This is a genomic window from Aminobacterium sp. UBA4834 (assembly GCF_002400205.1).
GTDB classification, from domain to species: domain Bacteria; phylum Synergistota; class Synergistia; order Synergistales; family Aminobacteriaceae; genus Aminobacterium; species Aminobacterium mobile.
Map to the genome: position 1 here is coordinate 19,307 of NZ_DHFC01000019.1, position 22,853 is coordinate 42,159.

Below are 22,853 nucleotides of genomic sequence, written 5' to 3' on the forward strand. Positions count from 1 at the left end.
GGGGCTGAATGAAATGACTTTTCGCGTTGCTGTGATTGGAGCAGGCATGTTAGGTGGATCTGTTGCGAAAGGATTAGCGCAAAAGGGTTGCCATGTGGTGGCTGCGGATAAAAATCTAGAGAAGGCTAAACATTTAGAAGAGGCGGGAATAGTTCTTCTTCATGACAATGTAGAAGCAATTCGTCAAGCAGATGTGGTTTTTTTTGCATTGAAACCCCATATCCAGTTGCCGGTAATCTCCTTGCTCGTTGAAGAATTAAAAGGAAAACTATGTTTCTCCATGGCGGCAGGTGTGCAGATAGGACAGCTTTTTTCTGTGGCGCCTGAAGTTCATTGGGTTCGTGGAATGACAAATATATGTGCATCTGTAAATGCGGCCTTTACAGCTTTTACTCTGTCTCAAAATACGACGGATCAGGATCGGGATACAGCTATAAAACTCTTTTCTCTTTTGGGAGAGGTAGAGGAGACTGAAGAGCCCTACCTTGACGCTATAACAGCCATATCTGGCTCTGGGCCAGCATATATCTTTACAGTTTTGGAGGCGCTTACCTATGGGGGCCTTCGCGTTGGCATTCCTAAAGATTTAGCCCTAAAAGCTTCTGCTGCTACAATGATTGGAGCAGCTCGACTTGTACTGGAAACAGGGAAGCATCCGGCAGAGTTAAAAGATGGGGTTGTAACTCCTGGTGGGACCACAATAGAAGGCCTTTATGAACTAGAAGAAGGCGATGTTCGAAGTGCTTTCATCCGAGCCATTACTTCTGCTACGCGGAGAGGGAAGGAACTGGCTAAGGAAAGTAAAAACAGTTAAAAAAAGTCTTATCTCTCCTAGGCGTTGACAATTCAGGTACAGACCTGTAGAATACCAAGTCGTTGGGTGGTTAGTTCAGGGGGAGAACGCTTCCTTGACGCGGAAGAGGTCAGAGGTTCAATTCCTCTACCACCCACCATATGATGATTAAAGGCTTTCAGGGGGAAACCCTGAAAGCCTTTTTGTTATGAGGAAGGAGTCATAAAAGGCTCTTTTTTACATTAGCTTTAGCTGACATTTACCATTTTTAAGAAATCAAGCCGTCTTCGCCAGAGAGAGGCTTTTTGTTGCCTGAATAATTTTTATCATAGTTTGAAATGCGATATTCGGCTTAGCTTGTTGATTTGTTGTTCCTGTAATGTATAGTTTTTCATTTGGTATATAAAACGCTACTGAACCTGTAGAACCGCAATGTCCTAGCATAGAGGGCACAGGCTGAAATGGGGAAAGAATGCGAGGCAGAGAAAATCTTTCTATCCCAATGCCATACTGAAAGGGGAAGAAAATTTTATTCCATTTCTCTAATTCTGAAAGTCGTTCTTTAGGGAAAAAATACCCGTTAAAGAATGCTTTTAAAAATGTCATTTGATCCCGTGCTGTGGAAATAATATCATTTCGCGTAGAGTTGAGAAACATAGGTATGTGCATTATTTTAGTTTTATATCGAATGGGAACGAATTTTTCACTTTTGCTTTCTTCATATACGTACGTCTGAGAGAGCCCCAATTCTTGAAACAACTTGCTTAAAACGACATGTATAGGTTCTCCTGTAATGTTTTCTATAATGAGCCCCAAAATTTGGTGGTTTGTATCTGTATATTTTGCGCACCCTCTTTGTCCAGGCGAAAAGTGTGTTTTCATTTCTCTTACCCTTTGTATGACTTTATCAACAGGCCAAGGTTGGTCAATACTTGCTTCAAGTTCTTTCATCACTTTCCCCCCGTTATTTTGTTTGTCTGTTAAATAACAGGGGAGCCCTGATGTCTGAGAAATAAGGTGGAGAATGGAAAGGTCATAAGAATATTCTTTCCCTTTGTAAATATGTAAACCTCGGAGAATTTCGTCAGAAAGATATTTAGAAATTTTATCGTATAAATCTAAAATTTTTGTTGCAGAGAGCCTTAGAATAATGGAGGATACAAATAGCTTATTGATGCTGGCGATGAAATAGTGGCTGCCTTCCTGCATATCCCCGCAAGCACTAATTGCATCAATCCTTTTATCATCGGACGATATATAAAAAACAGCCCCATAAATATATCTTTTGGTAGCGGCACTATATACTAACTGATCTAAGATTGATTGATTACATGCCTTTGTCATCGCTCATTTCCTCCCAACTGGTTATTATTCACGTTTGTCCCCCCCTTTTTCTTTATCAACTTTAACTCTTGCGTTTTTCTCTTAACCAAGCCTGTGTCGTCATATATTTGATAGTGCTGTTATATAGTTCTTTATGCGTTGCTTATATTTGTGAGATTAATGTAGAGGATTTTATAAGGTTGTTTTTGAGCGATTTCATAAATTGCATGGTATAAAATAAACATAGTGAAATAGTGTAAAAGTGTAAAGATCTAAAAGGGGGATTTATATCGATGATTCAAGGCATAGGGGTTGATTTATGCCGTATCTCCAGAATTGGGGAACTGGTTAAGAATCGCCGCTTCCTTCAAAGGGTTTTTCATGAAGAAGAGCAGGATTATGCCTTTAAGAAACCCGTTCCTGCGAGACATCTTGCTGCTTCTTTTGCAGCACGCGAGGCATTTGTCAAGGCTTCCGGTCTTGACTTTTTTCAGATTGTTTTTCGAGGAGTATGGATTCGTCGATTTTCAACGGGCCCTTCAATTGTTTTTTCTCCACAAATAGAACAGTGGATGAATAAACACTGTTTGTTAGCCCATGTGAGCCTTTCTCATGATGGAGATTTTGCCCTCGCTTTTGTTGTGCTCGAGAAGAGGTGACTGAAATTGAAATTTTACGATGTTTCAAGTGTACGGCAAGCCGATGAAAATGCCATAAAGAAACTGGGCATACCTGGTGTTGTTCTTATGGAAAATGCAGGGAAAGAAGCGTCGCATATCGTTGTTGAAAAATATCCTTACGCTCAAAAGATTTGTATTGTCGCTGGTTCGGGAAATAAAGGTGGAGATGGCTATGTTATGGCGAGGCATTTTAAAGAACAAGGTCTCGATCCTCTGATAGTTTTGACCTCTCCTAAAGAGAAAATTCATGGAGATGCTCGTATAAATTTAGACATTGCAGAAAGACTTTGTATTCCTATCTATTTTTCTTCAGAGTGTTCAGATGAAGATCTGAGAATACTTTTCCGATCAAACGATATTGTAGTAGATTGTCTTTTAGGTACTGGAAGCATAGGGGCTCCGCGAGGCGAAGTAGAGAGGGCTATTCGTTTACTCCAGGGAAGGCGTGGCATTGTCTCTATTGATATTCCTAGTGGAGTTAACGGTGTTACGGGAGAAATTTACGAGCCATGTATAGATGCGGAAATAACTATTACAATGCTTGCTCCTAAGACAGGTCTTGTAGTTATGCCTGGATCTGAAAAAGTGGGAGAGCTTTATGTAGCTCATCTTGGTGTCTCTCCAGAAGCTATTCTTGATGACAAACCAAGAGCTTTTTTATGGGATGAGAAAAATACAGCTGCTTACTTGTCTCCTCGCCCCCTGGGTTTGCATAAAGGAGGGAGAGGTACTCTTCTCATTGTTGGGGGAAGCTATTTGTATCGAGGAGCCCCCTTGCTTTCCGCTTTGGGTGCATTAAGGAGCGGTTGTGGAGTAGTAATAGTGGTAGCTCCAACGGAAGTTTGTGAATCAGGATCTTCTTTTTTGCCGGAAGCAGTTTTTCATCCTCTTGATAATCCAGAGGAGGTAGAATCGCTGCTTTCATGGGAGAATCGTGCTACCATGACTGTTGTGGGACCAGGTTTGGGACGAGGGGAGAGAGGACGTCGCCTCATGGATTTTTTATGGAACCAGTGGGCTCATCCTTTGCTAATTGATGGAGATGGGTTATATTGGCTTTCCGAAATGAAAGGGTGTCTGAGAAAGCGTCGTGATGTTATTCTTACTCCTCATGAAGGTGAAGCTGCTACATTGCTTGGAACCTCCGCTCAAACGATAGCTAGTTCTAGGCTTGCAGCGGCTCGGGACATAGCTATGGAATGGGGCACTGTCGTTTTGAAGGGGTATAGATCTATTATTGATAACGGAGCAGAAACTGCAATTATAAGCAGAGGTGGTCCTGAATTATCTATCCCTGGATCTGGAGATGTCCTTACAGGAATTATAGGATGTCTTGTTGCTGGGAATCACTTTTCGTTGTTAGAAGGAGCCGCATCAGGGGCATGGATTCACGGACAAGCAGGTTCTTGCCTCTCATGTCAGCGGGGTGTAGATGGCCTTCTAGCGCGAGATGTGGCAAATTATATCCCTACAGTCCTCGCAGAGCTGAGAGGTAATCATGAGAAGGCGAAAAGTTAATTGGGACGAAGAGATCAAGAAGTCGGAAGAGATTCGAAGAAAGGGTTTACGACTCACCCTTGTAACCTTTCTAATGGCATTGTTTTGGCTGTTTGGAATGAAACATATGCATAAAGAGTGGTCTTGGGGTTCTGCGTTGTGGGTCATTCTCTTCTTTATGGGGGGAGCTCTTCTCATTTTTTGTGTTGCGGGTAAGCGGAAATAAAAGGGAAAAGAGGCTGCCTTATGAAATTCATATCCTCATCTCCAGAAGAAACAATTCTCTTGGGGCAATTTATGTCGCATCATGTCTATCCTGGTCTCGTCATTTTACTTTACGGAGATCTAGGAGCTGGAAAAACGGAACTTGTCAGAGGTCTTGGTAATGGCCTGGGTATTCGTGGGGTTCGAAGTCCTTCTTTTACTCTTATTAATGAGTATAAAGGGCAATTATTACTCGCTCATGTTGATCTTTATCGGTTACATAAAGGGGCGGAAGATGAATTAGGTCTTTTTGAATATATTGACGAGGGATTTGTAGTAGTCATAGAGTGGCCTGATCGACTCGTTACCGTGCCTGATACAGATGTTTGGCTGTTTTCCTTTGAAATAAAAAATCAAAACACTCGAGAAATAACTTTATCTGCGAGAGGTCCGAAAGCTGAAAAAGCCCTTTACGCCCTTTTGTCAGATGTTAAGGAGGGGCTGGAATGAGTCAAAATATTATTTTAGGTTTAGATTGTGCGACCCGATGGACTAATCTCGGAGTGTCGATAGATGGAACTGTCATAGGAGAAATAAATGTGAACATAGGGAGAGAACAGGCCTCTAAACTCCCGGAGTTAGTGAATAAACTTCTTGATTTAACAGATATTGCACTGAATCAAATCTCTGCTGTAGCGTTGACTGTTGGGCCAGGATATTTTACAGGAGTGAGGGTAGGGCTTGCTTACGGATGCGCTCTTGCAAAAGGATTAGGTATTTCTGTAATTCCTCTCACCACTCTAGAGGTCATGGCATTCCCTGTAGTACGCATGGGAGTTGTTGCTATTCCCATTATTTGGGCAGGACGGGGGGGAGTGTACTGTGCTGCTTATGATAATAAGGATGGTGAGATGAATGTTCTTTGTCCGCCTCTTTTTTGTTGCGCGACTAATCTTCACGAAATAGCGACTCGGATATCTTCAGATGTCCCTTCCCAATGGCTTTGTGATGATAAAAGCAGAATAATGACGCTATTCCCTGAAGAAAAAGTTTCAAATTGTATTCATTTAATCCCTTCCGGTGGTAATATCGCTCAATTGGGGCATATAAGAAGAAATATGAATACGCCTGCTGATAGAGTTCAAGCTTATTATTTAAGAGAGCCAGATTTCGGGAAAAATTAAATTAAAACCATTAGATATTCCCTAGATGAGGCTTGTATTGTATTTTTATCTTTTTTATCACAATAAAAAAATAAAAATAAAAAGAAAAAAATAAAAATCACCTTGAATAAAAAAACAGAAACCTATATTCTTTGGAAGAGTTGTTTTTTTGCTAACCCTAATAAAATTATTTAAATGTCCCTTTCATTGGGAGGTGGCAACGTTGCCAAAAAAATTTGATGTAAGTATTAATCGGACATGGTGTAAAGGATGCGGCTTGTGTATTAATGTATGTCCCAAAAAGGTTCTTAGTTTCAATGAACAAAGAAAGGCTCAGCCCGAAAAACCAGAAGATTGTATAGGTTGTAGACAGTGTGAAAATATTTGCCCAGATTTTGCTGTAACTGTAAAGGAGGAAAAAGAGGATGCCTGAGGTCCGGTTTTGGCAAGGAAACGAGGCATTGGCTCACGGGGCTTTGGCTGCAGGATGTAGATTCTTTGCAGGGTACCCCATCACTCCGTCTTCAGAAATAGCTGAAATTATGGCTCTTGAGCTCCCTCGTTTGAATGGGCGGTTTCTCCAGATGGAGGATGAAATTGCCGGTATTGCTGCTATTATTGGTGCTTCTATTGCGGGAATGAAATCTTTAACAGCTACTTCGGGACCTGGCTTTTCCTTAAAGCAGGAGAATCTCGGACTCGCATATATGGCTGAGATTCCTATTGTTGTAGTAGATGTTATGCGTGGGGGACCTTCTACAGGGCTTCCTACGAAAGTGAGTCAGCAAGATGTGATGCAGGCGCGGTGGGGAACGCATGGAGATCATGCGACTATTTGTTACTCTCCATCTTCAGTTCAAGAATGTTTTGATATAGCTATCAGAGCGTTTAATATGGCTGAGCGTTTTAGACAGCCAGTGCTTATCTTGAGCGATGAAGTGTTGGGACACATGAGAGAAAAAATAGTTCTTCCTGAAGCAGGGTCTTATCCAATAATGAATCGTAAGCGGCCTGTTGATGTCCCGGAAAAATTTGTCCCATATCGTCCAGATCCTCAGGATGATTTGCCGTGCATGGCTTCTTTTGGAGACGGTTATACATGGCATGTTACGGGATTGACTCATAACGATTGGGGATTTCCTACCAACAACCCGGAAGAAATCGAAAAGAAGATGCTTCGGCTGGTCCGTAAAGTAAGTCGTTTCCGAGATGATGTGGTGGAGTATGCAGTGGAAGACGTAGAAGATGCTGATGTTATTGTCGTTTCTTATGGCAGTGTTGCTCGCTCTAGTTTGAGAGCTGTAAGAGAGGCAAGAAGCAGAGGGCTCAAAGTTGGATATTTCAGACCGATTACTTTGTGGCCTTTCCCTGATAAAGAGATCGAAAGATTGGCACGGAAAGCAAAAGCCATTCTTGTTCCAGAGTTGAATTGCGGACAAATGGTTCTCGAGGTGGAGCGAGCTGTCCATGGTAAAGCTAAGGTTATTCCTCAAAACTTGGTAAATGGAGAGCTTTTCCAACCTGATGATATCCTTTCTGCAATAGAGGAGGTGGCATAATGCCTACTCAGGAAGTTATGAGCTGGCTTAGGACGCGCTTTTTTCCTCATATCTGGTGTCCAGGATGTGGTCATGGGATTATTATGCACGCCTTACTTAGAGCACTTGTGAGTCTAGATAAGAAGAAGAGCCAAACCGTCATTGCGTCTGGAATTGGATGCTCTAGCCGTATGCCTGGTTATATAGATGCTTGCACAGTACATACTACGCATGGTCGCTCTTTAGGTTTCGCCACAGGCATAAAATTGGCTAATCCTTCTCTAACTGTAGTGGATGTTATGGGAGATGGAGATTGTTCTGCTATTGGAGGGAACCATTTCATTCATGCATGCCGTAGAAATATTGATATTACGGCCATAGTGATGAACAATAATATTTATGGGATGACTGGAGGCCAAGCTTCTCCTACGACACCTCAGGGTGCTTTAGCCACTACCACTCCCTACGGAGCCATTGATCCTCCTTTCGATATTTGTCGCCTTGCTGAAGGGGCGGGCGCTTCTTATGTTGCCCGTGCTACTATAGCGAATCCTAAAATGGCAGAGCAATATATTATGAACGGTATAAATAAGAAAGGCTTTGCTGTTGTAGAGATAGTGAGTAGCTGCCATACGCAGTTTGGACGCCGCAACAAGAGAAGATCTCCTATGGATAATATTAATTTCTTCCGAGAAAACTCTGTCTCTATAGCGAAAGCGAAAGACATGTCTCCAGAGGAATTACAAGGCAAGATAGTTGTTGGTGAATTTGTCAATAGAGATGTTCCTGAATATACAGAGCAGTATCTCTCTCTCATTGAAATGGTAAGGGGGAAGGATCATGAGTAGATATGAAATTCGCTTTGCTGGGTCTGGCGGTCAGGGCATTATCTTGGCTGCAGTTATTGCGGGTGAAGCGGCTGCTCTTTTCGAAGAAGAGCTGTACGTTGTTCAAACTCAATCTTATGGTCCTGAAGCTCGAGGTGGAAAATCTAAAGCTGAAGTAGTCATTTCTACAGAACCTATAGATTACCCGAAAGTTACCCGTCCTAACCTGCAGGTTATCTTAACGCAGCAGGCTTGCGAGGAGTTTTCCGGAGATACGTTGCCGGGTGGACGAATTATATTGGATGATACTTTTGTAACAGATTTCCCTCAGGTTGATGCCTATATCTATCATTTACCTATTTCTCGTACTGCTAGAGAAAAAATAGGGAAAGAGCTTGTTACCAATATGGTAGCCTTGGGCGCAGTTGCCCGTGTTCTTGAATTGGAGCATGTGGCGAACCCTGAATCTGTTAAGAGAGCTATCCTCGAAAAAGTTCCTGCTGGCACTAAAGAACTTAATGCGCAAGCTTTTGAGGAAGGCTATCAGTTGTTTAAAGGAAGCGTTCATTTGTAAGAAACACACCCCTCTATAGAAGTAAAACTGTTTGGGTCATATTACCCACAGTAATGAAGGGTCGGTCTGCTAACATTGGCCGGCCCTTCCTTGTTTTTTGTTATATTATGGAGGGAATAAAACAATAACAACAAAGGAGTGTGTATGATGCAGTTGCTAGTTGTTGTTACTAACAGGATAGAAAAAGTAGAAACTCTCTTTAAAGAACTTCTCGATATTGGAATACGAGGAGCAACGGTCATAGATACACAGGGGATGGCCCGAGTTTTGCACGATGATCTCGATAAAATCCCCCTTTTCGGCTCTCTTAAAATGCTTATTAATGATCAATATCCTTTCAACAAAACAATTTTTGTGGTTCTGGAAGATAGTCAAGTTCAACCTGCAATAGGAGCTGTGAAAAAGGTTTTAGAAGATTTATCTAAGCCTAATGCAGGGATTCTTTTTACGGTGCCGGTTAATTATGTTGAGGGGCTTTTTCTTCGTTCTCCAGATGTTGATTCAAAATCTAAAACATTTTAAAGGGGTAGATAAACGGTGCACTCTTTGTATTATCTCGCCATAGTCCTCTTTGCCGGGCTCTTTATGGCGAAAATTGTAAGGAAATTTAAATTACCTAATGTAACAGGTTATATTTTAGCGGGAGTCTTTATTGGCCCTTCTTTTTTAGGCTTTATTCCTCACGAAGTTGTCTCTTCTTTCAATATTCTTTCAGAGGCTGCTTTAGGGTTTATTGCTTATAGCATCGGTAGTGAATTTAATCTTAAGCATTTGCAGAAATTAGGCCCGTCTATTCTCTGGATTACAATTGCGGAATCTTTAGGGGCGATGCTCTCTGTTACGAGTGCTATGGTCTTGATTTTCAAGCAACCGATAGCTTTTAGTCTTATTCTGGGATCCATTGCAGCGGCTACTGCCCCTGCTGCGACAATTATGGTGATTAGACAATATAATGCGAGAGGGGTTGTTGTCGATACCCTCCTTCCTGTTGTGGCCATGGATGATGCTGTAGCCATTATGGCCTTTGGAATAGCCATTGGAATTGCCCAGTCATTGTCATCGGTAGGTGGAGGAAATGTTTCTCTACTCAAAATAACGGTAGAGCTTTTGTTAGAGATCTTTATCGCTATTGGCTTAGGGGGATGTATTGGCCTTTTCCTTTCCATTATTTCCGGACGACTAAAGGGGCAAGAGACTCTCCTTTCTTTTACTATAGCTTGTATTTTTTTAGCGGTAGGGATTGCTTCTGAATTAAAAGTATCACCTCTTCTCGCATCTATGACGGTTGGAGCTACTGTATCAAATTTAGTGTATCACCGAGATCGAGTTTTATCTGTAGTGGATCGTTTAACACCGCCGATTTTTGTCAGTTTTTTTACGATATCAGGGGCGGATTTGAAACTTTCAGTTCTTCGTCAAGTGGGTTTGCTTGGAGTGGGGTATGTGATTTTTAGGATAGTAGGGAAAATTATAGGGTCTTATATAGGGGCAAAATGGACTAAGGCACCGGCTACTGTGCAAAAATATTTAGGGTTAACTCTTGTTCCCCAGGCTGGCGTGGCTATAGGCCTTTCTCTTTTGGCAGAAAAATCTCTTCCTGGGATGGGAGTTGCATTGAGAAATATTATTCTTGGATCTACAGTTATATATGAACTAATCGGACCTGTTATAGCAAAGCAAGCTCTCTTAATGGCAGGGGAAATTTCTTCAGATAATTCTTAGTTTAAGCGTAGAAATAAGGATACTTATAAACGTCTATGAACCTTAGAATAGTGAGCTAGTATAAATAATAATAAAACGTGGAAGGATGATCTTTTTTTGGGAACACCTATTCTTCATAAAGAAAATCAACATATAGAGCTAGAGATAGATGCATTAAGTAATGACGGTAATGGCATAGCTCGAGAGAAAAATAGCAGCTATGTCTACTTTGTTCCTGGTGCATTACCTGGTGAGAGAGTAAGAGCTACGGTTTTACAAAAAAAGAAAACCTATGGTATTGCAGATGTAGAGGAAATCCTTTCTCCACATCCACAGCGAGTAGAACCGAAGTGTCGCTGGTATTCTCTTTGCGGCGGATGCCAGTTGCAGCATTTTTCTTATAATGCTCAACTTGAGGCAAAAAAAGATTTTGTTCGGGATGCCTTCCGTCGTATTGCCCACATGAATATAGAAGATATCCTGTCTCCTTGTGTGCCCAGTCCGCGCCAATGGGGATACAGAAACAAGGCTTCCTTTCCTGTGCAAGGAACAAAAGATGGCATAGAAACTGGCTTCTATCGCCGTCGAAGCCACGATTTAATCCCGATCGATTTTTGTCCTCTTCTGGAGCCAGCTTTAAACGAGATGTATGTTTATATGAGAGAGGCTTTACCTGCCTTAGGGATTCTTCCTTATAATGAAAAAAATCATTCCGGAATGTTACGTCATCTGGTTTTTAGATATGGTAGCTTTTCTAAAGAAGCAGCAATTTGTTTTGTATGTAGAAGAAGATTGTCGAAAAAAGATAACAAAAATATCCGAGAGCTTTGGGAAAAGTTTCAAGGGGAAAATATAAATGTGGCAGGTGTACTTGTTAATCATAATCCCCATCGCGGGAATGCTATATTAGGTCGCCATTCGACTATCCTTTCAGGACGTTCATGGCTTCGAGAATATCTTCACTCCTTGGAAATTCGCTATGAAGCGACGGCTTTCCTACAGGTGAACAGTTATCAAGCTAAGCAATTATATCAATATGGGGTCCATTCCCTTCGCTCCTCTCCTGCGGATCATTTACTCGAACTTTATGCGGGAGTTGGATCTATGACCCTCTTTTTTGCTCCTGCCGCTGCACAGATTACTGCGGTGGAGGAGTGGCCAAGCGCTGTGGAAGCAATGAAAGAAAATGCGAAAATTAATAGATTTTCTAATATAAAAGTTTATGGAGGAAGGGCGGAAGAAATAATATCAAGCCTCAAGGGGCCTTTTGAGGCCGTTATCCTTGATCCACCTCGAAGCGGATGTGCTCCAGAAGTAATAAGTAAAATATTGGAATTGAATCCGGCTAAAATTTTATATGTAGCATGTAACCCGGCAACTTTAGCGAGGGATATATCTCGACTTTGTGGGGAAGGTCGCTATACGTTAAAATCTTTACAGCCATTTGATATGTTTCCACAAACTGCCCATGTTGAGTGCGTCGCGTTAATAGAGAGAGAAAAGGTTTGATTCCAAAGGAATCGCGGGTTTTAGGGTAATTAAAGAAGTGTGTTTTGTGTTTGCCTAGACTTATGTTTAGGCGATTTTCCGCTAAGGGGACGTATGGTTGGTTACACGGAAATCTACAAATACGCGTAATGTGGTAAGATTTTGTGTAAGAGTATGGAAGATATATGCAAAGTGACTATTTCTTCGGAGTGCCAGGGGGAAGTATAGTTTTTCTCAATTCTGGGGAGTCCTACGTTGCGAAAGTGGAGAATTTTGTTTCGCAACTTTACTCCATTGTATTTTGCAATAAACACCTCTAACTTTAAACTATAATACAATGAAATTGTACAATATATAATAAAGTATTTTTATAATGCACAAGCGAATTAGGGGGTGAAAATAAAAACTGGTATATTATTGTTGATCGGAGTTTTTATTATCAACTTCTTAATAATTGTACTAATGGGATAACAATATTTTTATTGTTCCCCAAATAGAAAGAACAGCAAGTGAGAGTTAAAAATTATCTAAAGAGCTTAAAAATATGAGGGAGGTACAGAGGTACATATGGAAAATCAAAAGAAATATAATTACAATCAACAAATGAATATTAAATTTGATTATCTGGAAAAAATTACTATTAAAGATATTATTAGTAATAATACGGACAGGTGGTTTAATCAGTCATTATGTGAAGTAAACTCATCTGTTTTAAGACTTGGAATATTTGAAGGCGAGTACCACATGCACAAGCATGAGAATGATGATGAAGTTTTTTTTGTATTAGAGGGTGCTATGATATTGGAAACAGAAAAAGGTAACTTTAATCTGGAACAATACGAAGGAACTTGTGTGCCAAAAGGCACAATGCATAGACCAGTGGTACCAGAAGGCAAGGCTGTAGTTTTAATGATTGAAAATAAAGGGATTGACCCTATCGGTACGGTGTGATACTCCCCAAGGTCAAATCATAAATGCTTGAAAAACCGATCCACAACGTGTCAATAACGGTCCGGCTTTCTTTGCTGATATTGTTGTCATGACTTGGTCAGGTTAGCTTAATCTCTATTTTTTGCATGAAGAAACACATAGCTGAACTTGAGTTGGAGAACGAGATATTAAAAAAAGCTACTGCTATATAAAAAAGGCGCTTTACCGAAATTTACGGTAAAGCGCCTTTTTTATTATCTCTTTCACTGTACCTAAGTAAACGGAACGAAACTCTGACTCATCTACATAGAAAAGCTAAAGTATATATTGACAAAAGTTGATATGAAGCATATATATTACATATCAAATAAATTCGATACGAGGTGATGAATTGGATACAACATATGAGGATTATGCAAAAGTGTTTAAGGCATTTTGCGATGAAAAACGCCTGCGGATACTTGAACTGTTACGCAGTGGAGAAAAGTGTGCATGCAAGTTATTAGAAGATCTGGATATAGGTCAGTCATCGCTGTCTTATCACATGAAAATTCTGGTTGAATCGGGTGTTGTAGAGAGTCGACAAGATGGTAAATGGACACACTATACAATCAGTGAAAAAGGTAGCGACTATGCGGCCGAACTACTTAAAACATTGACAACGCCGGATGCAATAAATGTAAAAGATAATTGTTGCAAAGCTTAAAAACACATTTATAAGAATATTTTTTTAACATTAAATCGAAAATATTTAATTGTTCTGAATTAGAAAGCGAGGTTCTTATGGTATGCAAATATTAAAAGCGATCTGGATTTTCTTCCAGAATCAAATACTGGCGATGAAATGGCTAAACGAATTAATCGACAGTGGAGTTAATGCATTAGGTCTTGACACAACTAATCGTTGGATGGGAAGCATTCAATTTTTTGTTTATGATGTTATTAAAATTACTCTACTCTTGTGTTTCTTGATTTTTATAATCAGCTATATTCAAAGCTATTTCCCGCCGGAGCGGAGTAAAAAAATCTTGGGACACTTTCATGGAATTGGTGCGATTACTGTTGCTGCTTTGCTTGGTACGGTAACACCCTTTTGCTCATGTTCGTCCATTCCACTATTTATTGGTTTTGCCAGGGCAGGACTATCGCTGGGAGTGTCGTTTTCGTTTCTTATATCCTCTCCTATGGTTGATTTGGGTTCTCTTGTTCTTTTAATGAGCATTTTTGGAGCGAAGATAGCTGTTCTTTATGTTGTTCTCGGCTTAATTATCGCCATTATTGGCGGTACCATAATTAAAAGATTGGATATGGGAAAATACGTAGAGAGCTTTATTACCACAGGTGGTAGTGTAGACATCGAATCTCCTGACCTTACAAAGCATGACCGTTTGGTTTTTGCCAAAGAACAGGCAATCGACACATTCAAAAAGGTTTTCCCATATATATTGGTAGGAGTTGGAATAGGCGCAGGTATTCACAATTGGATTCCACAATCTTGGGTTGAAAATATTTTAGGTAGTGGTAATCCCTTTGCTGTTATCTTTGCTACTCTTGTGGGAGTTCCGATGTATGCTGATATTTTTGGGACTATCCCGGTTGCAGAAGCTCTATTAAGTAAAGGAGCACAACTTGGTGCCATTCTGTCCTTCATGATGGGGGTTACTACGTTATCCCTGCCATCTATGATTATGCTTCGTAAAGTAATTAAGCCCAAGCTTCTGGCGCTTTTCATTGCAATCTGTACAATCGGAATTATAATTGTCGGTTATTTATTCAACGTTTTTCAGGCGTTGATAGTTTAGGAGGAAATAAAGTATAGCAAAGAAATGGCATCCTTTTATTGATTATCTCACATGTGTTGAGTGCGGTAGTTGCATCGCGAAGTGGTATATACGAGACAGAAAAGGGACCTTCGCCTGTCGTAAAAAAATGGAATTCTGTATTGACCATTGCCATGGCTGCGGCAACTGTTGCCCAGTTGGAGCAATTACTTATGTAGGTGATGACATGGGTTTGACGCCGCTGAATGGGAAGCAAACATCGGAAGAATCCTGTTGCTCTTTCGGATGTGGGACGGTTTCCGAAAAGAAGATCGTTGTTGAGTATCTCTATCTAGATCTTGAAAGCTGTGACCGTTGCGTTGGGACAGACAATGTACTTGACGAGGTTATGGTGACACTTACCCCTGCGCTGAGCCTTGCGGGCTTTGAAATAGAATATAACAAAATTGAGATGAAGACAGCGGAAATTGCAAAACAATACAGGTTTATTTCCTCGCCTACGATCCGCGTGAACGGTCAGGACATCTGTCAATCGGTTGTAGAGAATAGCTGCGGCTGCTGCAGTGAAATAAGCGGAACCGATGTGAACTGTAGGGTGTTTGAATATAACGGGGAACCCTACGAGGTGCCTCCAAAAGAAATAATTGCTGAAGCTATACTAAATGCAGTATTTGGGCAGGTTGAAACTGGTTGTTCCTGCGTAGAGTATGAATTACCTGAAAATCTAAAAGAATTTTTTGAAGGAAAACAAAACCGGCTGCTCCTGAGGAGGTAGTTGCTTTTGATGGATAAGAAAAAACTGTTAAAGATCATAATTCCCATTAGTTTGGTTCTCATTGTTGCAGGAATATGGATATTCAAGAATGTGTATAAGGAGTCAGATTCCATTGTGTCTCTTTCTGAGAATAAATGTTTAGAAAATCTTGTAAAACCCAAGAATGAAGAAGATTTTGTGCTTGAGGCAACATCAATTGATTTAGATGTGCTGAAGGAATACAATTTGCCTATCATCATTGATTTCGGGGCGAATTCATGTATTCCATGCAAAAAAATGGCCCCTGTACTAAAAACATTAAACGCGGAAATGCAGGGCAAAGCCATAATCAAGTTTGTTGACGTATGGAAAAATGGAGCCGTTGCAAATGATTTCCCTATCCAGGTTATTCCCACTCAGGTTTTTATCAACGCTGACGGTACACCTTATGTGCCAAGCGGTGATATGCAAATTAAGTTTGACATGTATAGACGCAAGGATATCTATGAACATGCTTTCACTGTACATCAGGGCGAATTAACCGAAGATCAGATGCGGGCTATCCTTGCCGACATGGGGGTGGATGAATGACACAAATCCTTGAAGGTTTATCTAAAATAATTTCTGAGAGCAGTTGGCTCGCACCAATTCTTGCGCTTTTTGCTGGAGTGCTTACTTCTTTTACACCATGTTCTTTGTCTGGTATCCCTCTTGTCATAGGTTATGTGGGTGGTACTGGTCAGAGGAGTACGAAAAAAGCGTTCTGGCTTTCTGTCACTTTCACGTTGGGAGTTGCTGTCACATTTACAACGCTAGGGGCGAGTGCTTCTATTGCCGGTCGTTTAATTGGGACTTCAGCATCATGGTGGTACATCATTCTTGGAATTTTAATGTTGTTAATGGCTTTGCAGACGTGGGGTATATATGAAATTATTCCTTCAAGTTATCTTCTTTCTAAGAATACTAGAAGAAACTATTTAGGCGCTTTCATTGCTGGAGTTCTTGGAGGGGTGTTTGCTTCACCCTGCTCCACGCCTGTACTTATCGCTCTCCTTGCTATTGTAGCTGGAAAAGGAAGCGTTTTATGGGGAATACTACTATTGCTACTGTATTCAATCGGTCATGGCATTCTTGCTATTGTAGCTGGAACGTCTATAGGCTTTGTGCAAAAGCTTTCTTCAAGCGAAAAATACGGTAAAGCAAGCACTATACTGAAAATAGTGATGGGTGCTCTGATATTGCTCATTGGGTTTTATATGTTTTATCTTGGGTTCTAAAATAATATAAAAAAGGTGAGGTTTGTTATGGGATTGTTTGGTAAGAAAAATAAAAAAGAGGGAACTACATCTTGTTGCTGCAGCGGAAATTGTGACGCAGAAAGCATGGCAAAAGCAGAGGCCGCTAAATCTAAAGGTGCTGGAGTAAAAGTATTGGGAAGTGGATGTGCCAAGTGTGATCAACTTGAAACGGTAACAAAAGCAGCCTTGGAACAACTTGGAATGGATACTACTATTGATCATGTAACTGATTTTTTGCAGATTGCAGCCTATGGAGTGATGACTACCCCTGCTCTTGTGGTCGATGGTAAGGTGGTTTCTTACGGGAAGGTACTTAAAGTTGATGAGGCAGTAAAAATACTTCGAAAAGTTAGGGGGTAGTTATAATGGGAAAAGAGAAGTTGTCTGGTATTGTTTTTTTGAGAAACACCTTCCTGTTTAGGTTTTTATTTGTATGGCAGTAGGTGTTTTAGTAGGTATTTATTTACCGGGAGTTCCAGAACTCCTTAGTAAATTTGAGTATGCAAGAGTTTCTATCCCGGTTGCAATACTTATATGGAGTATGATTTATCCCATGATGCTAAAAGTTGACTTTAATAGTATAAGACAGATGGGCAGAATCCAAAAGGATTGATTATAACCGGGGTTACAAATTGGCTGATCAAACCATTTACGATGTATGGAATTGCAGCATTCTCCTTTTGTGTTGTTTTCAAAGGGCTTATTCCTCCTGAACTTGCAAGGGCTTATCTGGCAGGTGCTGTTTTACTTGGAGCAGCTCCATGTACGGCTATGGTTCTTGTTTGGAGCCATCTTACTAAAGGAAATCTTGCATATACTTTGGTGCAAGTAGCTACAAATGACCTTATTATATTAATTGGGTTTGGACCTATAGTTGCACTTTCTTTAGGAATTAGCGATATATCTGTACCTTGGATGACATTATTCTTATCAGTAGTATTATTTGTTGTAATACCGCTTGCGGCTGGATGTATTTCTAGGGTAATAATAACAAAGAACCGAAGCCTAGAGTATTTTGAGAATACATTTATGCCTAAATTTAACAATATAACAATTATTGGGCTTTTGTTAACACTAATAATTATTTCTCCTTTCCAAGGGCAAACAATAATTGGTAATCCAATAAACATTGTTCTAATAACCATACCTTTAGTTATTCAGACCTTCCTTATTTTCTTTATAGCTTATATATGGTCAAAGCTATGGAAACTTCCCCACGATGTGGCGGCGCCTGCTGGAATGATTGGTGCATCAAACTTCTTTGAACTTGCGGTTGCAGTTGCTATTTCATTATTTGTTTTGCAATCAGGAGCTACAGTAACTACTGTTGTTGGTATGCTTGTGGAAGTGCCGATTATGTTAACTCTTATGAGAATAGCGAACAATACAAGGGGTTGGTTTGAAGTGGGAAAACAGGACTAGGAGGCGCCCAATGAGCAAAAGCAAACTAAAAGTGGGTTTTATCTATGTTCGTTATTCATGAAGAAGTCAAATTGCAGAAATGCTTAGCCGCAGATGCTTTTGAACGCTATTCCGTTGGCACAGAAACAAAGTTGCAAATCAACAAGGATGCTGCTGGAATTATGAAGGAACTGTATGGAATTGATATGAAAAAGGCTTAGTATTCGAAGCTATTAGACGAGATCCCACCAATCTATATTGTAGTAAAGATAGGATGCAACGAGTTTGCCCGTGTCTTTCGGCTGAATACGTTGTAACTGATGAGGAACTCGATGATCTGGCAGGGACAAAAGGGCGATTATGACGAGGTATATGGATTAGTGCGAGCGGTCTTTGCCCATGCAGAACATACGAATCACAACAAGCAGAATCTTGTGGTATGACTGTAGGACAGCTCCGTCTTCTTGCCGGAGCTGTCCTTGGTGGCAGAGGTAGCAGGTGAGATCGTTGGTTATATCTTGTTTACTAGGGCGGTAATTCGACAAGAAGTACGAGAGCACGAGACTCTTGTGTTGGCCCCTGTGGTTGTGGCGCCAGATTTCCAGAGAAAAGGTATTGGTGGCGGCTCATTGAAGAAACAGCCTTTAGGTTTTAAGTCAGTGCTTCTGTTGGGGGCACCCAACTTATCATCCGTTTGGCTACCGGTCGGCAGAAATGTTCGGGATTGTGACAGACTTAGAATTGCCAGCAGGTAGGTTTGTGGCATATGAACTGATGGAAGGCGCACGGATGAGATAAGGGGCTTACTGGAGTTTGCGCTGGGGGGTTAACCTTTAGCTTGTGAAAACATAACTGAATGAAAAAATACGTTGCATTAGTGCCTAAATTTGAACTTAGGTTTTTTTGCGAAATTGATAAAAATATTTTATGAGATTGGATTTTTTGTGTCTACGGTTCTATGCTAAATCCAATTTATGGCAATAGATTCATCTAAATTGAAAGCCAACCTTAAATATATAAGATAAAAACTGTAACTTTGAGCAGGCAGGTATTACTAGAAACAACAATAACCTTGTGACTTTTTGAAATGTGGTAGATCTTGTTGCAAAAAGAAGGTTCCACGTTTATAATGTCCTATCGGTGGCGCGGACATAGCTCAGCTGGTAGAGCATTAGCTTCCCAAGCTAAGGGTCGCGGGTTCGAATCCCGTTGTCCGCTCCATTTTTTTATTTCAAACAACTTCCCCCAAATAATAATCCAGAAAAACCTTAGTTTATTAACTTTAGTTACTTTAATTCGACACTATTTACAAACTTGGTTAACTTGTTAAGTTTGACACAAATTTTTATGGGTATTACAATAACTCCAGTTTTGCGCTTTGAACGGCCTGCTGTAATAGATATGTAGTTTTGTTGTCGGAGGGGGGTGGATGGCATGGTGACAAACCTAGCCGAAGAAATCAAACAGGCAGAGGCTGCAGCAAGGCAACGGGTTAAGGATGCAAAAAATGAAGCTGCTCGGCTCGTCAGTAAGGCTAAGAATGAGGCTGATCAACGGATCAAAGAGACAAAACAACAAGCTTTTCGTAAGTATCGTGACAATATTGTTCAAGTAGAAAGCGAGGCCGAGACAAATGCGGCGAAAATAGTTGAAGCAGGAAGGGAAAGCGCGCGCGCTTTTACTGATAGCCATCAGGGGCGAGTAAAAGAAACAGCCACTTGGATAGCGGAAGAGGTGATGGCTAGATATGGCCGTGGCTAGTATTAAAAAAGTTGAGTTTTACGTTCACAACTCTGTCGTGGAAGATGTTTTATCGATTTTGCAGAAAACAGGGACATGCGAGATAGTTTCCCGACAGGATGTAGATGAGGTTGATAGTCATTCAACTGCTCATCTACAGCGTATCGATAGTTTGCTCAGCGAAACACGGTTCCTTCTCCGTTTTTTTGAACCTTTCTATGAAGATAGCGTTCCTCCTATGGCCAGAGCCCTTGGCGAAAGGCCAGACTTTTCAGTAGAGGAGCTTGCGTCTCTTGCTGAAAAAACGGATTTGCTTCAATTAGCTGAGCACATACGGACCTTGGAGCGGCGGCTCATAGAAATACGCTCAGAAATTACCCAGATCGATAGTACAAAAGCTATTTTATCTCATATAACAGAACTTCCATACTCACTGGAGCTTGTTTCTCGTGGGACTCGTTTCGTGGGAGGGTTTGTTGGTATGTTGCCCGTGGAACAAATAGCAGGTTGGAAACAGGCTATCGAGAAAAATTTAGGTGATGCTGGCGAATTTTTTATCGCTTCCTATGAAGAAAAAGAGAAGGAAGCATGGGTAGCCCTTTTCTGTCGCAGAGATAAGGAACAGGAGGCATTAGATCTCTGTAGCAAATATGGATTTTCTCGTATAGAAATCCCCGATACTTTAACTGAAAGCGTTGGGGAAGAGTTGCTAAGACTCGAGACGCGACGAGAAAGCCTCCTAAAAGAAGAGGAAAAAATAGAAATGCAAGCTTCTTCTGAGGCAACAAAATGGATGCCTACCACTCGTGCGCTGAGCGATTATTGGAATATCCTCAAGTCTAAATACGAAGTTCTCTCCAATAGTGAATTCACAGATAAGACCGTTATCATCAAATCTTGGATCCCCGAAGTTGCTGTTCCTAAAGTAGAGGAGCAATTAAAACAATATCGTGCAGTTTTGGAGATAGCAGTGTCGGATCCCTCTCCAGAGGATGCCCCCCCCACTCTTCTTGTCAACAAAGGATGGGTATTGCCTTTCGAAACCCTTACGAAGCTCTATGGTTTGCCGAAATATGGAGAACTAGATCCTTCACCTCTTCTTGCTCCTTTCTTTTTTGTGTTCTTCGGTATGTGTCTGGGAGATGGTGGTTATGGTTTAATCATGCTTGGTTTTTTCCTTTTCTTCATGAAAAAATTCAAGCGTATGCCTGAAGGAGTTAAAAATTTTATTACATTGTTTATCCTTTCAGGAATTTCTACAATATTTGTTGGGGCTCTTACTGGAAGCTGGTTTGGCGATCTAATCGATGTTTTTGGGGTGTTTAAGTTTATTCGCCCGATTAAGAATATCCCGGTTGTTCTGGATCCTATGAATGATCCCATGACAGTTCTTTTTATCTCTTTGGGCTTAGGAACGATCCAGATTTTCTTTGGCTTGTTTGTTGCATTTTACGACAGCCTTCGGAAAAAAGACTATATGGGGGCTTTTGCAGATCAGGGCGGATGGATTCTATTCTTGTTAGGATTGCTTCTCATAGGGGGGACTGTGAGTGGAAAATTGCCAGCCAGTTTAAGCGGGCCTTCAAAAGCTACAGCTGCTGCAGGAGCTCTTGTCTTGGTTTTGACTCAAGGTAGGGCTAAAAGCGGAGTTGTACAGAAAGCCATTTCTGGTGTAATGAGCCTTTACAACGTAACGTCTTATTTAGGGGACGTGTTGAGTTATAGCCGATTGCTAGCCCTTGGTTTGGCTTCAGCCGCAATAGGTTCCATTATCAATATGCTAGCAAGTCTTGCAATGGGGATTCCCTTTATAGGTTGGGTACTTGCGTTAATCCTTATATTCGGCGGACATTTGTTTAGCGTTGCCGTAAACATACTCGGAGCTTTTGTGCATTCGTTACGGCTCCAGTACGTAGAGTTTTTTAGTAAGTTTTACTCCGGTGGGGGCAGAAGTTTTGCTCCTTTAACGTATAACACTAGTTTCGTTACCATATCTGAAACTAAAGAAGCTTAATTGATGGATTAAGTTCTCAGAACGAGGGGAGTGTTTTAAAGTATGGATCTTCTTGGAATGATGTTAGCGATTTTAGGAGCGGCTATAGCTGCGGGTTTTGCCGGCTCGGGGTCTTCTATAGGTGTAGGCATTGCTGGAGAAGCTGGGGCTGGTGTTATGACTGAGGATCCGGGTAAATTTGGCCTTGTACTGTTGCTTCAGGCTTTGCCGGGAACTCAGGGTATTTATGGTCTTTTAATTGCTTTCTTTGCCATTTTGAAAGTAGGGTTGCTTGGTGGAGGAGCAGCGGTAGCTGTAAACGTATGGCAAGGGCTTGGAATATTTTTTGCATGCCTTCCCGTGGGCATTGCCGGTTATTTTTCTGCTATAGCCCAAGGCAAAACATGTGCTGCTTGTATTCAAATGATCGCTAAAAGGCCTGAAGAGACTGGTAAAGCTGTTATTCTACCAGCTATGGTTGAAACTTACGCGGTTCTTGGTCTCCTTACAAGCATTATTTTGCTTAATGGCATCCAGATATAGCCATTCGCGATTTGAGGTGAATGGTTATGTCTTTGGCAGATATAAAAGTTAAAATTGAAGCTGATGCACAAAAAGAGGCAGAGAAAATTCTGGAAGATGCGAGATTGAAAGTAAAAGAGATAGAAACTGTTACTGAAGGCGAAGCAAGTAAAATAGAGTCGTTTTATGCTAATCGCTTTAGTACAGAAAAACCAGAAGTTTTCAATAGGCGTGGAATTGTTGCAAACTTAGATGTAAAGAAAATCTTGCTTGGAGCTAAACAAGATCTTATTACAGAAGCTTTTGGCGAGTCGTTGAAAATTTTAGCGTCTCTTCTAGAAGAGAAATATCTTGCTTTTTGTGAAAAGCTCTTAGAACAGGCTTCGGAGTCAGGAGATGAAAAAGTATTAGTCTCTCCAAAGGAGAAATATCTCAACGGGGAATGGCTAAAAAAATATAATGGGAAACATAAAACATCTCTCACCCTTGAAGCCGTTCAAATTCCTATGAGCGGAGGGTTTATCCTTCGAAAGGGCGATATTGATACCAACTGCTCTTGGGATATGCTGATTATGTGGATTAGAGAAGAAATCGAGGCAGACGTTGCGAAACGGCTGTTCTCGGAGTAGACGGGAGGTGGGGCAGC

27 protein-coding genes, 2 tRNA genes and 1 pseudogene are annotated in these 22,853 nt (G+C 40.9%); 29 read left to right on the forward strand and 1 reads right to left on the reverse strand.

All coding sequences use genetic code 11. The features are described from left to right. The first annotated feature begins 13 nt into the window (after positions 1-13). Together proC and B3L97_RS09230 are read left to right on the forward strand one after the other, a co-directional pair. A complete protein-coding gene (gene proC / locus B3L97_RS09225; protein ID WP_286846693.1) occupies positions 14-814 on the forward strand; it encodes a pyrroline-5-carboxylate reductase in 801 nt (266 codons plus the stop codon). A 64-nt stretch (positions 815-878) separates the two neighbouring features. Further along, positions 879-953, forward strand: a tRNA-Val gene (locus B3L97_RS09230). A gap of 116 nt (positions 954-1,069) precedes the next feature. Here the strand turns inward: B3L97_RS09230 and B3L97_RS09235 are convergent. Further along, the gene (locus B3L97_RS09235) at positions 1,070-2,137 is read right to left on the reverse strand and encodes a serine hydrolase domain-containing protein (protein WP_286934942.1); all 1,068 of its coding nucleotides are present in this window, start codon (positions 2,135-2,137) and stop codon (positions 1,070-1,072) included. A 272-nt stretch (positions 2,138-2,409) separates the two neighbouring features. Here B3L97_RS09235 and B3L97_RS09240 point away from each other — a divergent pair, with 272 nt between their 5' ends. From B3L97_RS09240 to B3L97_RS09370, 27 genes and pseudogenes are all read left to right on the forward strand, one after another. Then, positions 2,410-2,775, forward strand: a complete 366-nt coding sequence (locus B3L97_RS09240) for a holo-ACP synthase (protein ID WP_286846689.1) — start codon at positions 2,410-2,412, stop codon at positions 2,773-2,775. Between the two features lie 6 nt (positions 2,776-2,781). Continuing rightward, positions 2,782-4,314 carry an NAD(P)H-hydrate dehydratase gene (locus tag B3L97_RS09245; protein WP_286934944.1) on the forward strand — a complete coding sequence of 511 codons (1,533 nt, stop codon included), beginning with the start codon at positions 2,782-2,784 and terminating at the stop codon, positions 4,312-4,314. Then, positions 4,295-4,519, forward strand: coding sequence for a hypothetical protein (locus B3L97_RS09250; RefSeq protein ID WP_286846685.1), 225 nt, complete (start codon positions 4,295-4,297; stop codon positions 4,517-4,519). The genes B3L97_RS09245 and B3L97_RS09250 overlap by 20 nt, the downstream gene beginning before the upstream one ends. 20 nt (positions 4,520-4,539) lie before the next feature. After that, positions 4,540-5,007 (forward strand): tRNA (adenosine(37)-N6)-threonylcarbamoyltransferase complex ATPase subunit type 1 TsaE, encoded by a 468-nt coding sequence (gene tsaE, locus B3L97_RS09255; protein ID WP_286846683.1) that lies wholly within the window; start codon positions 4,540-4,542, stop codon positions 5,005-5,007. Beyond that, on the forward strand, positions 5,004-5,681 hold the full coding sequence (gene tsaB / locus B3L97_RS09260) for a tRNA (adenosine(37)-N6)-threonylcarbamoyltransferase complex dimerization subunit type 1 TsaB (protein WP_286934946.1): 678 nt from the start codon (positions 5,004-5,006) through the stop codon (positions 5,679-5,681). The genes tsaE and tsaB overlap by 4 nt, the downstream gene beginning before the upstream one ends. 202 nt (positions 5,682-5,883) lie before the next feature. Then, entirely contained in the window at positions 5,884-6,093 is a 210-nt protein-coding gene (locus tag B3L97_RS09265) for a 4Fe-4S dicluster domain-containing protein (RefSeq protein ID WP_024822388.1), read from the forward strand. Further along, positions 6,086-7,219, forward strand: a complete 1,134-nt coding sequence (locus B3L97_RS09270; RefSeq protein WP_024822387.1) for a 2-oxoacid:acceptor oxidoreductase subunit alpha — start codon at positions 6,086-6,088, stop codon at positions 7,217-7,219. Before B3L97_RS09265 ends, B3L97_RS09270 begins: the two co-directional genes overlap by 8 nt. After that, positions 7,219-8,046: a 2-oxoacid:ferredoxin oxidoreductase subunit beta gene (locus B3L97_RS09275; protein WP_024822386.1), complete on the forward strand. Its 828-nt coding sequence runs from the start codon at positions 7,219-7,221 to the stop codon at positions 8,044-8,046. The genes B3L97_RS09270 and B3L97_RS09275 overlap by 1 nt, the downstream gene beginning before the upstream one ends. Continuing rightward, positions 8,039-8,599: a 2-oxoacid:acceptor oxidoreductase family protein gene (locus B3L97_RS09280; protein ID WP_024822385.1), complete on the forward strand. Its 561-nt coding sequence runs from the start codon at positions 8,039-8,041 to the stop codon at positions 8,597-8,599. Before B3L97_RS09275 ends, B3L97_RS09280 begins: the two co-directional genes overlap by 8 nt. A gap of 144 nt (positions 8,600-8,743) precedes the next feature. Then, on the forward strand, positions 8,744-9,121 hold the full coding sequence (locus B3L97_RS09285) for a P-II family nitrogen regulator (protein WP_286934947.1): 378 nt from the start codon (positions 8,744-8,746) through the stop codon (positions 9,119-9,121). 15 nt (positions 9,122-9,136) lie between these two features. Then, positions 9,137-10,321, forward strand: coding sequence for a cation:proton antiporter (locus B3L97_RS09290; protein ID WP_286846671.1), 1,185 nt, complete (start codon positions 9,137-9,139; stop codon positions 10,319-10,321). A gap of 96 nt (positions 10,322-10,417) precedes the next feature. Then, complete coding sequence (rlmD, locus tag B3L97_RS09295) at positions 10,418-11,809, forward strand: 23S rRNA (uracil(1939)-C(5))-methyltransferase RlmD (protein ID WP_286846669.1); 1,392 nt, start codon at positions 10,418-10,420, stop codon at positions 11,807-11,809. A gap of 546 nt (positions 11,810-12,355) precedes the next feature. Then, positions 12,356-12,739: a cupin domain-containing protein gene (locus B3L97_RS09300; RefSeq protein WP_286846667.1), complete on the forward strand. Its 384-nt coding sequence runs from the start codon at positions 12,356-12,358 to the stop codon at positions 12,737-12,739. Between the two features lie 370 nt (positions 12,740-13,109). Then, complete coding sequence (locus B3L97_RS09305; RefSeq protein WP_286846664.1) at positions 13,110-13,424, forward strand: ArsR/SmtB family transcription factor; 315 nt, start codon at positions 13,110-13,112, stop codon at positions 13,422-13,424. Positions 13,425-13,506: 82 nt separating this feature from the next. Then, positions 13,507-14,520, forward strand: coding sequence for a permease (locus tag B3L97_RS09310; protein ID WP_286846662.1), 1,014 nt, complete (start codon positions 13,507-13,509; stop codon positions 14,518-14,520). A 211-nt stretch (positions 14,521-14,731) separates the two neighbouring features. After that, on the forward strand, positions 14,732-15,274 hold the full coding sequence (locus B3L97_RS09315) for a DUF2703 domain-containing protein (RefSeq protein ID WP_286846658.1): 543 nt from the start codon (positions 14,732-14,734) through the stop codon (positions 15,272-15,274). A 9-nt stretch (positions 15,275-15,283) separates the two neighbouring features. After that, positions 15,284-15,844 carry a thioredoxin family protein gene (locus tag B3L97_RS09320; protein WP_286846656.1) on the forward strand — a complete coding sequence of 187 codons (561 nt, stop codon included), beginning with the start codon at positions 15,284-15,286 and terminating at the stop codon, positions 15,842-15,844. Further along, a complete protein-coding gene (locus tag B3L97_RS09325; protein ID WP_286934949.1) occupies positions 15,841-16,530 on the forward strand; it encodes a cytochrome c biogenesis protein CcdA in 690 nt (229 codons plus the stop codon). Before B3L97_RS09320 ends, B3L97_RS09325 begins: the two co-directional genes overlap by 4 nt. Before the next feature lie 27 nt (positions 16,531-16,557). Beyond that, entirely contained in the window at positions 16,558-16,911 is a 354-nt protein-coding gene (locus B3L97_RS09330) for a thioredoxin family protein (RefSeq protein ID WP_286846652.1), read from the forward strand. Positions 16,912-16,916: 5 nt separating this feature from the next. Continuing rightward, a pseudogene (gene arsB, locus B3L97_RS09335) lies at positions 16,917-17,973 on the forward strand (ACR3 family arsenite efflux transporter). 44 nt (positions 17,974-18,017) lie between these two features. After that, a complete protein-coding gene (locus B3L97_RS09340) occupies positions 18,018-18,173 on the forward strand; it encodes a hypothetical protein (RefSeq protein ID WP_286846643.1) in 156 nt (51 codons plus the stop codon). A gap of 261 nt (positions 18,174-18,434) precedes the next feature. Next, positions 18,435-18,707, forward strand: a complete 273-nt coding sequence (locus B3L97_RS09345; protein WP_286934951.1) for a GNAT family N-acetyltransferase — start codon at positions 18,435-18,437, stop codon at positions 18,705-18,707. A gap of 390 nt (positions 18,708-19,097) precedes the next feature. Beyond that, positions 19,098-19,173, forward strand: a tRNA-Gly gene (locus tag B3L97_RS09350). 213 nt (positions 19,174-19,386) lie between these two features. Further along, positions 19,387-19,713 (forward strand): cell envelope integrity/translocation protein TolA, encoded by a 327-nt coding sequence (locus B3L97_RS09355; protein ID WP_024822375.1) that lies wholly within the window; start codon positions 19,387-19,389, stop codon positions 19,711-19,713. Continuing rightward, positions 19,700-21,706, forward strand: coding sequence for a V-type ATP synthase subunit I (locus B3L97_RS09360; protein WP_286934953.1), 2,007 nt, complete (start codon positions 19,700-19,702; stop codon positions 21,704-21,706). The genes B3L97_RS09355 and B3L97_RS09360 overlap by 14 nt, the downstream gene beginning before the upstream one ends. Before the next feature lie 42 nt (positions 21,707-21,748). Further along, complete coding sequence (locus B3L97_RS09365) at positions 21,749-22,228, forward strand: V-type ATP synthase subunit K (protein WP_024822373.1); 480 nt, start codon at positions 21,749-21,751, stop codon at positions 22,226-22,228. Between the two features lie 26 nt (positions 22,229-22,254). Beyond that, positions 22,255-22,836 carry a V-type ATP synthase subunit E gene (locus B3L97_RS09370; RefSeq protein ID WP_286934955.1) on the forward strand — a complete coding sequence of 194 codons (582 nt, stop codon included), beginning with the start codon at positions 22,255-22,257 and terminating at the stop codon, positions 22,834-22,836. Positions 22,837-22,853 lie beyond the last annotated feature (17 nt).

Excerpts from the sequence above, each read along its gene's own strand:
- B3L97_RS09280 (WP_024822385.1), top strand. The coding sequence starts at position 8,039 with ATGAGTAGATATGAAATTCGCTTTGCTGGGTCTGGCGGTCAGGGCATT.
- B3L97_RS09310 (WP_286846662.1), top strand. The coding sequence starts at position 13,507 with ATGCAAATATTAAAAGCGATCTGGATTTTCTTCCAGAATCAAATACTG.
- B3L97_RS09240 (WP_286846689.1), top strand. The coding sequence starts at position 2,410 with ATGATTCAAGGCATAGGGGTTGATTTATGCCGTATCTCCAGAATTGGG.
- B3L97_RS09340 (WP_286846643.1), top strand. The coding sequence starts at position 18,018 with ATGTTCGTTATTCATGAAGAAGTCAAATTGCAGAAATGCTTAGCCGCA.
- B3L97_RS09370 (WP_286934955.1), top strand. The coding sequence starts at position 22,255 with ATGTCTTTGGCAGATATAAAAGTTAAAATTGAAGCTGATGCACAAAAA.
- B3L97_RS09355 (WP_024822375.1), top strand. The coding sequence starts at position 19,387 with ATGGTGACAAACCTAGCCGAAGAAATCAAACAGGCAGAGGCTGCAGCA.
- proC (WP_286846693.1), top strand. The coding sequence starts at position 14 with ATGACTTTTCGCGTTGCTGTGATTGGAGCAGGCATGTTAGGTGGATCT.
- B3L97_RS09285 (WP_286934947.1), top strand. The coding sequence starts at position 8,744 with ATGATGCAGTTGCTAGTTGTTGTTACTAACAGGATAGAAAAAGTAGAA.
- B3L97_RS09235 (WP_286934942.1), bottom strand. The coding sequence starts at position 2,137 with ATGACAAAGGCATGTAATCAATCAATCTTAGATCAGTTAGTATATAGT.
- B3L97_RS09360 (WP_286934953.1), top strand. The coding sequence starts at position 19,700 with ATGGCCGTGGCTAGTATTAAAAAAGTTGAGTTTTACGTTCACAACTCT.
- tsaE (WP_286846683.1), top strand. The coding sequence starts at position 4,540 with ATGAAATTCATATCCTCATCTCCAGAAGAAACAATTCTCTTGGGGCAA.
- B3L97_RS09300 (WP_286846667.1), top strand. The coding sequence starts at position 12,356 with ATGGAAAATCAAAAGAAATATAATTACAATCAACAAATGAATATTAAA.
- tsaB (WP_286934946.1), top strand. The coding sequence starts at position 5,004 with ATGAGTCAAAATATTATTTTAGGTTTAGATTGTGCGACCCGATGGACT.
- B3L97_RS09325 (WP_286934949.1), top strand. The coding sequence starts at position 15,841 with ATGACACAAATCCTTGAAGGTTTATCTAAAATAATTTCTGAGAGCAGT.
- B3L97_RS09330 (WP_286846652.1), top strand. The coding sequence starts at position 16,558 with ATGGGATTGTTTGGTAAGAAAAATAAAAAAGAGGGAACTACATCTTGT.
- B3L97_RS09275 (WP_024822386.1), top strand. The coding sequence starts at position 7,219 with ATGCCTACTCAGGAAGTTATGAGCTGGCTTAGGACGCGCTTTTTTCCT.
- B3L97_RS09365 (WP_024822373.1), top strand. The coding sequence starts at position 21,749 with ATGGATCTTCTTGGAATGATGTTAGCGATTTTAGGAGCGGCTATAGCT.
- B3L97_RS09270 (WP_024822387.1), top strand. The coding sequence starts at position 6,086 with ATGCCTGAGGTCCGGTTTTGGCAAGGAAACGAGGCATTGGCTCACGGG.
- B3L97_RS09250 (WP_286846685.1), top strand. The coding sequence starts at position 4,295 with ATGAGAAGGCGAAAAGTTAATTGGGACGAAGAGATCAAGAAGTCGGAA.
- B3L97_RS09320 (WP_286846656.1), top strand. The coding sequence starts at position 15,284 with ATGGATAAGAAAAAACTGTTAAAGATCATAATTCCCATTAGTTTGGTT.